At 35.3% G+C, this 13,939-nt stretch carries 10 protein-coding genes; 1 reads left to right on the top strand and 9 read right to left on the bottom strand.

The window, feature by feature from the left end:
* Window positions 1–31 precede the first annotated feature (31 nt).
* Both CLU81_RS18590 and dinB read right to left on the bottom strand, forming a co-directional pair.
* A complete protein-coding gene (locus CLU81_RS18590; RefSeq protein WP_099711165.1) occupies window positions 32–3,094 on the bottom strand; it encodes a DNA polymerase III subunit alpha in 3,063 nt (1,020 codons plus the stop codon).
* A complete protein-coding gene (gene dinB, locus CLU81_RS18595) occupies window positions 3,095–4,276 on the bottom strand; it encodes a DNA polymerase IV (RefSeq protein WP_099711166.1) in 1,182 nt (393 codons plus the stop codon). It lies immediately after the preceding gene.
* An 85-nt stretch (window positions 4,277–4,361) separates the two neighbouring features.
* Between dinB and CLU81_RS18600 the strand changes: the two genes are divergently transcribed.
* Window positions 4,362–5,135 (top strand): LexA family transcriptional regulator, encoded by a 774-nt coding sequence (locus CLU81_RS18600; RefSeq protein ID WP_099711167.1) that lies wholly within the window; start codon window positions 4,362–4,364, stop codon window positions 5,133–5,135.
* A 122-nt stretch (window positions 5,136–5,257) separates the two neighbouring features.
* On the opposite strand, the gene CLU81_RS18605 is transcribed toward CLU81_RS18600, so the two are convergent.
* The 7 genes from CLU81_RS18605 to kdpB all read right to left on the bottom strand — a co-directional run bounded on the left by CLU81_RS18605 (window position 5,258) and on the right by kdpB (window position 13,926).
* Window positions 5,258–6,019: a phosphatase PAP2 family protein gene (locus CLU81_RS18605; RefSeq protein WP_099711168.1), complete on the bottom strand. Its 762-nt coding sequence runs from the start codon at window positions 6,017–6,019 to the stop codon at window positions 5,258–5,260.
* 112 nt (window positions 6,020–6,131) lie between these two features.
* Complete coding sequence (locus CLU81_RS18610) at window positions 6,132–6,617, bottom strand: hypothetical protein (protein ID WP_099711169.1); 486 nt, start codon at window positions 6,615–6,617, stop codon at window positions 6,132–6,134.
* 51 nt (window positions 6,618–6,668) lie between these two features.
* Window positions 6,669–8,390, bottom strand: a complete 1,722-nt coding sequence (locus CLU81_RS18615; protein ID WP_099711170.1) for an ATP-binding protein — start codon at window positions 8,388–8,390, stop codon at window positions 6,669–6,671.
* Window positions 8,391–8,590: 200 nt separating this feature from the next.
* Complete coding sequence (locus tag CLU81_RS18620; RefSeq protein WP_099711171.1) at window positions 8,591–9,718, bottom strand: sensor protein KdpD; 1,128 nt, start codon at window positions 9,716–9,718, stop codon at window positions 8,591–8,593.
* Window positions 9,719–9,800: 82 nt separating this feature from the next.
* Window positions 9,801–10,877 carry a porin gene (locus tag CLU81_RS18625; protein WP_099711172.1) on the bottom strand — a complete coding sequence of 359 codons (1,077 nt, stop codon included), beginning with the start codon at window positions 10,875–10,877 and terminating at the stop codon, window positions 9,801–9,803.
* A gap of 354 nt (window positions 10,878–11,231) precedes the next feature.
* Complete coding sequence (locus tag CLU81_RS18630; RefSeq protein ID WP_099711173.1) at window positions 11,232–11,795, bottom strand: K(+)-transporting ATPase subunit C; 564 nt, start codon at window positions 11,793–11,795, stop codon at window positions 11,232–11,234.
* Between the two features lie 97 nt (window positions 11,796–11,892).
* Window positions 11,893–13,926, bottom strand: coding sequence for a potassium-transporting ATPase subunit KdpB (gene kdpB, locus CLU81_RS18635; RefSeq protein ID WP_099711174.1), 2,034 nt, complete (start codon window positions 13,924–13,926; stop codon window positions 11,893–11,895).
* Window positions 13,927–13,939 lie beyond the last annotated feature (13 nt).

A 13,939-nucleotide genomic window follows, 5' to 3' on the forward strand; every position in this document is an offset into this window, starting at 1 on the left:
TTCTATTATTTAAAAAACTATGCTCAATTGTTTATGTCTTTTGAAATTTCATTCGGTGTCGAGGCAAATTAATTTCATGTCCTTGCGGATAAGGTTCTCTATGCGTAGGACTAACATCTTCCTTGATTAACTGCTGGGTTTTATATTGATCTTTAGCATCCATATATCGCGGATCTGGAATAAAAGGCATCTTGGCCATTTTGATTATTGTTATGGTTGGGAAATGATAATCAACCTCTACATTTCCTAAAAGCAGATAACAACCTCCGCCTTGAAAAGGATATTCCGCCAGACTATCCGGAAAATGAGCCGTATCAAAATAAGAACCTTCGTGGTCAATCCAGGTTCCGAAATACATATTCCCTTTTTTGGTAGGAACTTGTTTTCGGGCAATTAGATAAGCCAACATTCGAACCTGTTTTTTGTGATGCAAAACAAGATCTTTCGCCATAATATCACCGCGATATTTGGTTTGTAATAAATCAAAAACCGTACACGATACAGGAAAACTTAAAAGTTCGATTTCGTCAAAAGCATCTTCATATAAAGAACGTTCCAGAGTAGGAAGTTTATATTCTTTTACGGGTTCCTGCATCAACATCAGACTTCTGTTTTCAGGTTTGAAATTGTTTAAAAGCAAACTGGCAATGACCAAAAGCTGATTTTTGGTTTTTCCTGTAAAGCGAAAAGCATCTATAAAAATCAGGATTTTCATGCTTTCAATTCCAATGGGTATTCGGTTGATGAAGTCTTCTAGAGAAAGAAAATCACCATTTTTCTCCCGATCCGATTCGATTAAATGAGCCGTTTTAGATTCAAGACTTTGCAAATGCATAAAACCAAGATAAATATCAGTTCCGTAAACGGTAGTTTGATATTCACTTTTATTCACACACGGATTCATGATCGTTCCGCCAGACATACGTGCTTCGTGAACATAAACTTCGGTTCTGTAAAATCCGCCCTGATTGTTGATTACCGCTGTCATAAACTCTACAGGATAATTAATCTTTAGATATAAACTTTGGTAACTCTCTACGGCATATGAAGCCGAGTGCGCTTTACAAAACGAAAACCCTGCAAAAGATTCAATCTGACGGTAAATTTCCTGACTAAGTTCTTCGGGATGTCCTTTCTGAGCGCAACAAGCAAAGAAATTATCTTTTACTTTTTGTAAAGCCTTCATAGAACGTCCTTTTCCGGACATAGCACGACGCAGAATATCGCCATCAGGAGCCGGAAGTCCACCATAATGTTGGGCAATTTTTATCACATCTTCCTGATACACCATAATCCCGTAAGTTTCGCCAAGATGTTCCTTAAAAACTTCATGAAAATATTGAAACTGATCTGGATTATTATGACGAAAAATATACTCTTTCATCATTCCGGATTGCGCTACGCCGGGACGAATAATAGACGAAGCTGCTACAAGAATTTTATAATTATCACAATTAAGTCGGCGTAATAATCCGCGCATGGCTGGACTTTCGATATAAAAACAGCCAATAGTTTGGCCTTGAGCCAAATGAATATTGCATACAGCTTCATCTTTAGAAATCGAAGTATTACGAATATCAACTTTTATGCCTCTGTTTTTCTCAATTAATTTTACGCTATCATCAATATGACCAATACCACGTTGACTTAAAATATCGAATTTTTCGAAACCAATTTCTTCTGCAATATGCATGTCAAAAAGCACGATAGGAAATCCTTTTGGAGGCATTTCCAGAGGCGTATAATTAGTAATTGGTTCTTCAGAAATGATAATACCACAAGCGTGCATACTACGCTGATTTGGATATTTATTCATCATAATACTGTATTCCTGAACCAATTTTACAATAGAATTGGTTTCATGTAATGCCATCGGATTTTTGGCTAACATGTCTAATTCTTCTTTCGGAAGACCAAATACTTTTCCGACTTCTCTAAAAATAGAGCGATGTTTGAATTCTACATTGGTTCCGCAAAAAGCAACATGATCGCGACCGTATTTATCGAATATATATTCTAAAATTGTATTGCGTTCTTTCCAGCTCCAATCGATATCAAAATCAGGAGGACTTTTTCGATTTAAATTCAAAAAACGCTCAAAATATAGGTCTAATTCTATCGGACAGATATCGGTAATTCCCAGACAATAGGCAATAATACTATTGGCGCCGCTACCACGACCAATGTGCATAAAACCCAGACTATTACTATAACGAACAATATCCCAAGTGATTAAAAAATAACCACTGAACTCTAATTCATCAACTACTTTTAATTCTTTTTCTATACGTGCTTTTGCAAGCGTATTTTCTTTTCCATAACGCCATAATAAACCGTCATAAGCCAATTCTCTAAGTTTTGCTATATCACTTTCACGATTTTCAGTAAAGAACTTTTTATTTTTAGGAGTCGTAAAATCATATTCAAAATTGCAAGAATCGGTTATTTGCTGAGTGTTGGCTATAATTTCAGGATAATTCTCATAATAAGGTAAAAGCGATTCTAAAGGCAACATTTTCTCAGAAGTTCTGCAATAATCAGCTTCTGTAAGTTTTGATAAAATAATATTAGTATCTATCGCACGAAGAATTTTATGCAGATTAAATTCTCTTTTGTTACTGAAGGTTACGGATTGAAGAATCACCATTTTCGGAATTCTGCGTTTAAATTCAGAAGTAAAAAGTTTAGAAACTTCATCCGGACGAATTCCGATAAATTCATTTTCACGCAATTCCTTTGGAGCATTTTCTAAAGTATAAATCACAAAAACCGACTCGAATTCCGGAGCAATCAAAGGGAGAGATTCTCCACTGAAATTATGATCCGTTAAAAACCGATTCATTTCGCCAAGTCCGCTTGCATTTTTGGCTAAGCCAACATAACGCAATTGATGATTAGAACGAAATTCTATTCCCACAAGAGGTTTAATATCAGCTTTATAACAAGCTCTTATAAAATCATAAATTCCCGTTACAGTATTAATATCTGTAAGCGCCATAGCTTTTACACCGCAAGAAACGCCCTGCTCGATAAGTGTATCGAGCGAAATCGTGCCGTAGCGAAGTGAGTGAAAAGAATGACAGTTGAGATACATTTATTTGTTACGTTTTAAAATTTCGTCTTTATTATTAGGTTTGAAATGAGCTCCGGCGCAACGCATTACGGCATCAAAACCATAACGACTTTTCATTTTATCCATCGCAGCATAAAGCGAAAGCATTTCCTCAGTATCTTCAAAAAGATCAATTTGATACGTGCCACGAACTAATCCGCTAAAGCGAATACCAATTAAACGCAATCGCATACGACGCTGATACACTTTATCAAAAAGTTCCATTACATTTTTGGTCAGAATATGATCTGCTGACGTATACGCTATTTTGCATTGTTTGGTTTCAGTATCAAAATTGACATAGCGTATTTTAACTGTAATTGTTGAAGTTAACCATTGTTCTGATCGCAATTGAAAAGCCAGTTTTTCGATCATTCCGATAAGTATTCTTTTGAGTTTTTCGATATCAATTGTGTCTTGAGAAAAAGTATGTTCGGTTGAAATTGATTTTCTTTCTGTATAAGGTTCTACGGGCGTATTATCGATTCCGTTGGCCTTTTTCCAGATATCCAGACCGTTTTTGCCAATCATTTGTTGTAAAACTTCGGCAGGCATTTCAGATAAAGTCTGAATTGTACGAACACCAATTCTTGATAAAAGCTGAAAAGTAACATTACCCACCATTGGTATTTTCTGAATCGATAACGGATTTAAAAACGCTTGTACACCATTTTCCGGAATTTCTAAATTTCCTTTTGGTTTTCCTTCGCCCGTTGCAATTTTAGAAACCGTTTTATTGATAGATAGTGAAAAACTAATAGGTAATCCGGTTTCTCTAATTACAGATTTTGCCAGTTCATCCGTCCATTTATAACTTCCGTGAAATTTGTCCATTCCGGTAATATCAAGATAGAATTCATCGATACTGGCTTTCTCCATTATCGGTGCTTTTTCCTGAATAACCTGCGTAACATTATGCGACAATTGAGAGTATAATTCCATATCACCTTTAATAATTTTCGCCTGCGGACAAAGTTTCATCGCCATATGAATGGGCATCGCTGAGCGTACTCCAAAACGTCTGGCTTCATACGAACAAGAGGCTACAACACCACGATCACCGCCTCCAATAATTAACGGAATTCCGTCTAATTCTGAGTTAGTTAACCTTTCGCAGGATACAAAAAAAGTATCCAAATCCATGTGTACAATTGCCCGTGCCATCTCCTTGTTTTTGTATAAAACAAAATTAGTACAGATGATAACATTTTTTTGTATATTTGTTGTTCCAAATTATAACAAATTAATTATGTCTTTATTTTCAGATAACATCAGAGCATTGAGGGTTAAGCATAAAATATCGCAAGAGAAATTAGCTGAAAACCTTAGAATTACCCGAGGAAGATACGTTAAATACGAGGACGGAACCTCTGAGGCACCGTACGATATCTTAAAGCAAATTGCCTTATATTTTCATATGAGTATTGACTTATTATTGTCTGTCGATATACGAAAGATAAACATTGAAAACTTGATAAAATTGGAAGGTAACCGACTTATTTTACCAATACAAGTAGATAGTTTTGGAGAGAATTATATCGAAATTGTATCTCAAAAAGCAAAAGCAGGTTATCTAAACGGTTATGCCGATCCGGAATATATTGAAAGTCTACAGCAAGTTTCACTTCCGTTTTTAGGACCTGGAAAACACCGCGGATTTCCTGTTGAAGGCGATTCAATGCCACCACACGAAGACGGTTCTATTATTATTGGTCGTTATGTAGAAAGGCTGGGAGAGGTGATGGATGGCAGAACCTATATTCTGATTACCAAAAATGAAGGAATGGTCTACAAACGTCTGAACAAGAACAAAAAGAATGCTTTGGTTTTGGAATCAGACAATCGTTTTTATCCAAATTATGAAGTGAAAGCCTCAGATATTTTAGAGATCTGGGAATACGAATGCAGCATTGGCCGAAGCGATAAACGACACGAAGCTACAGAATCTCAAAGTATGAAAGATTTGCTTCTAGAAGTAAAACGAGAAGTTATGGAGATTAAGAATAATACTTCGAATGCGTAAAAAAATCTAGAAATAAAAGTTTGTATTCTCAGATTCGAATGTCAGTCTGAGCGGAGTCGAAGACCTTTTGTGTTATAAAGTCCTTCGACTTCGCTCAGGATGACAATAGTAATGGAAAAAATCTAAAAAACCTTCACAAATCCCAACCCATATTGTTGCCCATTATAAAAAGGCATTATCATAGAAGTTGATTTACTTTCGGAAGATGATTTAAAAAGTTTTCTGGTAATATACGGATTCATCCAATACGCCAGTTTCGTACTCAAAATCCCGATTCCGGCTCCGGCAGCAACATCGGTTAGCCAATGACGATTGTTGTAAATTCTAAATAATCCCGTTCCGGTTGCAACGGCATAACCTGCAATTCCGTACCAAATTGATTTGTCTTTGTATTCCTGCCATAAAAACTCGGCTCCGGCAAAAGCAGTTGCCGTATGTCCGGAAGGGAACGAATTATTACTGCTTCCGTCTGGGCGTTCTTCATGTACGATTGACTTTAATCCCAAGACCGTTGAAGCCATAATAACATACGAAGTCACAAATATCACAGAACGATCCCGCATATTATTCTTGCCTTTTACGCCAAAAGCGTTCAAAGCATAAACAGATGCTGCAGGCGCATATTGCGAGAAATCATCAATAGTGATTTTGTTGTCAATGTCCTCAGTAACTTCACTCTGGATTTGATGATTGAAACTTAAAAGTTGATCATTTCCAATTCCAATTACGCCATAACCAATTAATACTCCCGGAATAATTAATTGTTTGTAATTGAATTTCAAGTTGTGCGAAGTACTGTCAATTTTAGTTATCGAATCATTTTGTTGCGCATTTGCACTCAAAAAACCGAATAAAAACATCAGAGAAATCGTTTTGTAAAACATCTTTCGTTATTGTTATAAGTTGCAATAATAACGAATGTTCGATTCAAGTATTTTTGGCTTAATCTAACCTTAAGTCAATATTAATCTGTTGGTTTTAAATGGGATAGTTGTATTAAGATTGGCTAAATTTATTTGATTTATATTTCATTCCGGTTTTTATTCCTAAAAGGCTTTGAAGTATTATAAGTATAACTTGAAGAAATAAAAGTAAATAAAAGAAATTCTGATAATTATTTCCTTTTACTTCAACAACTCCTCCAGAAAGAGGAGGATATTCGATTGATCCTGCAAGCTCAATTTGGGAGTTTACATAAATTAGTAAGTAAGTAAAAAGAATTATTGTTAATAAATTAAAAGTAAGAAAAATAAAGTTAGCTATTAGATTGTTGAATTTTCCAATAAAAACTCTAACTAAGTAAATAAAGAAAAAAATGCTGATAAAAAAAGGAATCAATATTGTAAATGGCTTTATGGCATAATAAGTGTCTTTTATATTGATTACGACATTTTCACTTATTCCAAATAAGAAATAAAAAGAGACTAAAATAACAATTGAAGTTCCTAAAAAACAAAATGTTTCTTTGTAAAGTTTTTGCATAAATGTTTTAGTTAGTAAACTCAAAAATAAAACAATTTACATTCTAAATAGCTAAACCTTCAACGAAAACCAAAAAGTACTTCCTAAACCTAAATTACTTTCAACACCAATATTACCATTTTGAGCTTCGATAAATTCTTTGCTAATCGCTAATCCCAATCCCGTTCCTGATTTTTGACTTCCCGGAATCTGGAAATATTTATCGAAAACTTTGTCTTTATATCTCGCGTCAATTCCTTTTCCGGTGTCTATTACCTGAAAAACAATCTGATCTTTTTCTTCTTTTAATTTAATGATGATCGTACTTTTTTCGGAAGAATATGTAATCGCATTCGATAGATAATTAATCAAAACCCAACCCGTTTTTTCGCTGTCGGCTTTTACATTTTGGAGATTTTCATCAGCATCAATAATTAGTTTGATTTGTTTTTGATCTGCTTGAACTTTTACAGCTTCAGTCGCATAATTTACAATAGCATATGGATTACTTTTTTCGATATTCAACTGAATATTTCCAGTTTCTAATTGCGATAAATTAAGTAATTCGCCAGTAATTTTCAATAACCTTTGGCTATCATCTTTAATGCTTTCGACCAATTGTTTTTGATCGTCATTCATGTCGCCTGTTTTGGTATTTTGAAGCAATTGTAGACTTAGTTTTATAGATGCAATTGGCGTTTTTAATTCGTGAGAAACTGTGGCAATAAAATTAGTTTTCGCAAAATCAAGTTCTTTAAATAAGGTAATATTTCGAAGAATAATGACATCACCAATATTAATTTCTTTCTCTTCTCCCGTTGGTGTTATGGTAATGTTGATTTTTTCTTTATCGAAATAACTTTCTTTTCCGTTAGCAAAAATTTTCAAAGGTTGTTTTTTCTGAGAATCAGTTGCTAATTCTTTCAAAATCAAAGACCGAATCAAATCATTTGATAAAGCCAGAGTCGAAGCTGATTTCCCGATAACATCCTCAGATTTCATTCCGATAATTTTCAGCGCTTCATCATTCACAAACAAAATAACACCTTCCTGATCCAATCCAATAATAGGATCGTGCATGTTATTGATAAGCGTTTCCAGTCGTTTCTTTTCGAAGAACAATTTGTATAAATTACTACTATTGTATTCCTCTAGCTTTTGCGCCATTGTATTAAACGATTTTGCCAAATCTCCATATTCATTATGATTGGTAAAATGCACTCGTTCCGAATAATTTTTATTGGCGATTTCCTTAATACTCAAAGTCAATTCCTTAATAGGATTGGCAATATTATTTGGTAAATTAATCAATAAATTAAAAGCAATTAGAAAGCATAAAGTTCCCACAATAGCAATCCATAAATTAGCGGTTTCGGCAGTATGTTTAGCGATATCACTTTTTTTCTTTATGGCATTCATATTGAGTTTCATAATCTCAAAAATGTCCTGTCTGATTTGCATTTTTAAAGATTCATCAGAACTATTTTTTTCTAAAAGAGCAAAGTTTTTCATAAGATTATCTGTTCCTTTTTTTTCTCCTTCTTCAGTAACATTTTGTGTTTGCTTCTGAAGATTTTCTTTAAAAGTAACAATCGCATTTTCTTTATTAGAATTAATTTCGTCCAACGACAAAAGCATATTTCTGGAATATTCAAGCGTATTATAATTTGCTTTCAGAATATTCTCTGTGTCTTTTTTTATCGAGAAAATATAAAAGGCACTCACCAATGTGAGTATTATTATTAGTAAAAATAATAACCCAACTCCCAGATTCAATTTAGTTTTAATTCTCATGACGTCATTGCGAGGAACGAAGCAATCTCATCCTCTAAATTTAATTATTGTTTTTTTTAAACCATGTAAGTGATATAAGGAAATATAAGAAGATGCATAATTAGGAAAGGCAGTAAAAACGTTGTGTCTGCGGCTTTGCGGTTAAATTTTTCACGCATCCAATTTAAATGAACTTATATAACTTATATGGTTAGACTTTTTTACGACAGAATAACAAGGTCAACATTCGATAAAGAAAGACGATTCAATAAACGTCTGAAAATCGTTGTAGCCAAAATTACTTTAAATAAATTAAAATGCGGTTTTCCGATGCAAACAGTTGTAATTTGTTTTTCTTCGGTGGCAATCAAAATCGCATCCGCAATATTTTTATGTTCAATTTTAATAACTTCTGCGCCCAGTTGTACAGCCAATTTAAAGTTATTTATCAAATGACGTTGTTTGTCCAACGCAATTTTAGTGCTGCTTTCCTGCGGAGTTTCTACATACAAAACATACCATGATCCGTTGTAATAACTCGCGAGACGAGCTGCTTTTCTAATCACAATTTTAGCCGTTTTATCATTACTGCTAATGCAGGCCAAAAGTTTTTCGTGTCTTAAAGCATGTAGTTGAGGCACTTCATTTTCAACTTTTCGAACCACCTGACTCGCTACTTCTTTCAGAGCCAATTCACGCAATTGTAAAATCTGATCCGACTTAAAGAAGTTTGCCAAAGCCGTCTGAATTTTATCAGCCGTATAAATTTTTCCTTCTTTCAAACGCGCAATTAAATCTTCAGAAGTCAAATCGATATTTACGACTTCATCTGCCAATCGCAAAACATTATCCGGAATCCGTTCCTGAACATCAATTCCCGTAATGCGTTTTACATCTTCATTTAAACTCTCAATATGCTGAATATTAACTGCCGAAATCACGTTGATTCCCGCTTCCAGAATCTCCAGAACATCTTGCCAGCGTTTTTCGTTTTTGCTTCCCTCAACGTTTGTGTGCGCCAATTCATCAACAATCACCACCTCGGGTCTAAGGTTGATAATTGCCTGAACATCGAGTTCTTCCAGCTCTTTCCCTTTATAGAAAATGGTTCGCCGCGGAATTACGGGCAAACCAGATAAAAGTTCATGCGTTTCCTTTCGCAAATGCGTTTCGATGTAGCCAATTTTTACATCAATTCCGTTTTTCAACAACGAATGTGCTTCTTGCAGCATCCGGTACGTTTTCCCCACACCGGCGCTCATCCCAATATAGACCTTGAACTTTCCTTTTCGTGATTTCTGAATTAAATCGAGAAAGTGCTGTGCATTATTTTCTTTTTCTTCTTTCATTTTTTTGCTTTATGCCGTAAGCTTTAAGCTTTAAGCAAATCAGCTTTTTGAGAGCCTATTGCTTAAAGCCTATAGCCTAAAGCTAGAATGAGATCGCCAACGAAGTCGTTACAAAAGTATTTGTATCCGTTGGAACGTTATCTTTTGTGAAAATCTGATCTTTACTAGAAAGATTTCTTGCTTCTAATCTAAACATTACATTATCAGTAACTAAGTAATCAAAGTTAGCCGAAAATCCGTAAGTTTTAAAACCATTTGGTGTTTCAGTTGCGATGATAACACCTTTTTCATCACTATAATATTCGCCACGAGCTGCAAGCTGAATTTTATCAGTTGGTTTGTATTGCAGAATCAAAACTGGCGAAAACCACGTGTCATATTTGTTACTGTTTTTAGCCGCTTGTTGCGATCCAACATCAAAACCGGCAGTAACATTTGTTTTATCCGTTACTTTAAATTGCCCGTAAAAGTTATTAAAATAACGCCATTTTTTGTCAATATCCGGTTGCTCATTTCCAACATACGTACTCCAGTTCAAAACAACTTTGTCTGATGGTTTGTAAGTAATCTGCGTTCCAAAAGCTGGCGTTTGATTCCCTTTTACCTTCTCGATTCGTTGCCATCCGTTTAAATACATTCCGGCCAAATACCATTTTCCAGATTCAGAAGTGTAACCAATTTTAACTCCCGTTTCATAATAAGGCGAGTTTTCAGCCAAAATGCTTCTCGTCAAAGTCTGGCAATCTTTTCCAATTGCACTTTCAAAACCTATGTGAGCCGGCATAATTCCCGCATCGATCCATAAATTATGGCTTTGCGAAATCTTCACACCCACATTTGCTTCATAGATATTTTTCAACAAACCTTGTTCCGCCGCCATGTTATATTCGGCGTAAGTTCCGGCCATCAAAGCAAAATTTCCGCGAATATTATCTTTTGAATAATTCACTTTTGCCATACCTAAATTAATATTCACTTCATTACTTTTATTAAAATTGTAAAAAAAGCTCGGGCGCGTATGATCTTCCGGTTTCCCAAAATCATAACTATAATAAGTCTCTACATATCCTGAAAACGTAAACGGACTTTTTGTTTCTTCCTGAGCGTGTAAATTGCTAAAACCAAAAGCGATTAAAGCGGTAAGTATTATTTTTTTCATTTTTGTGGTATTCAATTATTTATTTAGTAGATTTTTTAGGAGCTATTTCCCGCTATCCGTTTCAATCTTTTGTGCCGAACCCCGGCACAAAAGGATTTCCACTACTATCGGGGCTAGGATATTTGGGGTAAAAAAGGGCATTCATTATCCTAACAGGTTTCCAAAACCTGTTAGGTATTTATTTTTAAAAGTTTAGTTTTCGATTCCAATTCTCGCCACAGTTTGTCATTGCGAGGAACGAAGCAACCACATTTGCAAAGTCAACTTTATGTATAATTGTTAGTGAGGTTGCTTCGTTCCTCGCAATGACAAAAATGCGCAGAGAAAAAACTTAGAACCTTAGCGACTTAGAAACTAAGAACCTTTTTTAGAAAGCTCATCCAAAGCCACATTCAACTCCAAAACATTCACTGTTTCAGGTCCCATAACAGCCGTATTAATGTTTGCTTCAACCAAAGCTTTTACTTTAGCTTCATCCAATTTTCTTTCTTTGGCAACACGTTTCACTTGAATCAAAGCACCTTGAGGAGAAATGTTAGGATCCAATCCACTTCCGGAAGCAGTTACCATATCTGATGGAATTTCAGATTTTTTCAAATACGGGTGAACAACTAAAAACGTATCAATTCTTTTTTGAACCAAAGCCAAATATTCAGCATTACTTGGTCCTTTGTTACTTCCGGCACTTCCGGTAGCATTATAATCAACAGCCGAAGGTCTTCCCCAGAAATAATTCGACTTATCAAATTTCTGACCTATTTTTTGGTAACCAACCACTTTTCCGTTAACCGAAATAGTTTCTCCTTTTCCGTGATTTGGAGCAAATTGTGCAATTCCGTAAATCGCAAGAGGATAAATAACTGCAAATAAGATTACGGTAAGCAGTGTAAGTTTTACTAGTGAAAATATATTTTTCATTTTTTCTTTATTTTTTGAGGTCCTAAGGAACTAAGTTTCTAAGATGCTAAGAGAAAAGCTTAGAACCTTAGCAACTTAGTATCTCAGAAGCTTAGATTTACATAAATAAGGCAACAACCAAATCAATTAATTTAATTCCGATAAATGGGACAATCAATCCGCCCAAACCATAAATCAACAAGTTTCTTTTTAGGATTGCGCTTGCACCAATTGGTTTATAATCAACACCTCTCAACGCTAACGGAATCAATATCGGAATGATGATCGCATTGAAAATTACTGCTGATAAAATTGCACTTTCCGGGCTATGCAAACGCATGATATTCAAGCCTTCAAGCGCAGGAATCGCAGTAATAAAAAGAGCAGGAACAATAGCAAAATATTTCGCAACGTCATTTGCAATAGAAAAAGTAGTTAAAGTTCCTCGAGTCATTAAAAGCTGTTTTCCAATTTCAATGATCTCGATTAATTTAGTTGGATCATTGTCAAGATCGACCATATTTCCGGCTTCTTTCGCAGCTTGCGTTCCGCTGTTCATGGCAACACCTACATTCGCTTGCGCAAGGGCAGGAGCATCGTTCGTTCCGTCACCCATCATGGCAACAAGTTTACCCAGGTTTTGTTCGTTTTTGATATAGTTCATTTTATCCTCAGGTTTCGCTTCGGCAATAAAATCATCAACACCGGCAGCTTCAGCAATAAACTTCGCCGTAAGCGGATTATCTCCAGTAACCATCACCGTTTTTACTCCCATTTTTCTCAATCGGTCAAAACGTTCTTTCATTCCCGTTTTAATGATATCCTGCAATTCGATAACACCTTGAACCTGATCGTTTTTAATTACAACCAATGGCGTTCCTCCTTTAGACGAAATATCGATTACTTTTTGAGCGGTGTCTTCAGGGAAAGTATTTCCGGCTTGTTTTGCAATATTTTTTGCAGCATCCTGAGCACCTTTTCTAATGTTGGTTCCATCTTTTAAGATAACTCCGGAAGTTCTGGTTTCAGCAGTAAATTTGATTAAAGTAGCACCTTCAATTGATAATTTATTGGCAGTTTCGGCTCCTGCCAGTTCCACGATACTTTTCCCTTCCGGAGTGTCATCTGCTAGTGAACTTAACACAGCAGATTTTATAAAATCTTCTTCAGTAACACCTTTTGCAGGGTAGAAGTTTGTTGCTTTTCTGTTTCCTATTGTGATTGTTCCGGTTTTGTCTAGAAGCAATACATCAATATCTCCGGCAGTTTCAACCGCTTTTCCAGATTTTGTAATTACGTTAGCACGCAACGCTCTGTCCATTCCCGCAATACCAATTGCTGATAATAAACCTCCAATTGTCGTTGGAATTAAACAAACGAATAATGCAATAAAGGCTGCAATCGTGATGGGTGCATTTGCATAGTCGGCAAACGGTTTTAGCGTAACGCACACAATCACGAAGATTAAAGTAAATGCAGCTAATAGAATCGTTAAGGCAATTTCGTTTGGTGTTTTCTGACGGCTTGCACCTTCAACCAAAGCAATCATTTTGTCCAAAAAGCTTTCGCCAGGTTCAGAGGTTACGATTACTTTAATTTTATCAGAAAGCACTTTTGTTCCTCCGGTTACAGATGATTTATCACCACCAGCTTCCCGAATTACCGGAGCACTTTCTCCCGTAATAGCACTTTCGTCAATCGTTGCTAAACCTTCGATGATTTCACCATCAGTTGCAATTAAATCACCTGATTCGCAAACGAAAATATCTCCTTTTTTCAATTCAGATGAACTGATATTTTTAATTTCTCCGTTAAGCAAAATTTGTCTTGCCGGAGTTTCTTCACGTGTTTTTCTTAAACTATCCGCTTGAGCTTTTCCTCTGGCTTCGGCAATAGCCTCAGCAAAATTGGCAAACAAAAGTGTTGCAAGTAAAATTAAAAACACAATTAAATTATAAGTAAAACTACCTTGGTCAGTTGCTCCCATTAATATAGAAACACAAACAGCAAACATAATGGCAGTTCCTATTTCTACGGTAAACATTACCGGATTTTTGATCATCATTTTTGGATTCAGCTTCACAAAAGATTGCACTAAAGCTTCTTTTACCTGTTTGCTTTCAAACAATGAATTGGATTTATTAGTTGTCATTTTTCTTTTTATA

It is taken from the genome of Flavobacterium sp. 9, from assembly GCF_002754195.1.
Lineage (GTDB): Bacteria > Bacteroidota > Bacteroidia > Flavobacteriales > Flavobacteriaceae > Flavobacterium.

Coding starts and splice junctions, on each gene's coding strand:
- CLU81_RS18590 (WP_099711165.1), bottom strand. CDS start 3,094: ATGTATCTCAACTGTCATTCTTTTCACTCACTTCGCTACGGCACGATT.
- dinB (WP_099711166.1), bottom strand. CDS start 4,276: ATGGCACGGGCAATTGTACACATGGATTTGGATACTTTTTTTGTATCC.
- CLU81_RS18600 (WP_099711167.1), top strand. CDS start 4,362: ATGTCTTTATTTTCAGATAACATCAGAGCATTGAGGGTTAAGCATAAA.
- CLU81_RS18605 (WP_099711168.1), bottom strand. CDS start 6,019: ATGTTTTACAAAACGATTTCTCTGATGTTTTTATTCGGTTTTTTGAGT.
- CLU81_RS18610 (WP_099711169.1), bottom strand. CDS start 6,617: ATGCAAAAACTTTACAAAGAAACATTTTGTTTTTTAGGAACTTCAATT.
- CLU81_RS18615 (WP_099711170.1), bottom strand. CDS start 8,390: ATGAGAATTAAAACTAAATTGAATCTGGGAGTTGGGTTATTATTTTTA.
- CLU81_RS18620 (WP_099711171.1), bottom strand. CDS start 9,718: ATGAAAGAAGAAAAAGAAAATAATGCACAGCACTTTCTCGATTTAATT.
- CLU81_RS18625 (WP_099711172.1), bottom strand. CDS start 10,877: ATGAAAAAAATAATACTTACCGCTTTAATCGCTTTTGGTTTTAGCAAT.
- CLU81_RS18630 (WP_099711173.1), bottom strand. CDS start 11,795: ATGAAAAATATATTTTCACTAGTAAAACTTACACTGCTTACCGTAATC.
- kdpB (WP_099711174.1), bottom strand. CDS start 13,926: ATGACAACTAATAAATCCAATTCATTGTTTGAAAGCAAACAGGTAAAA.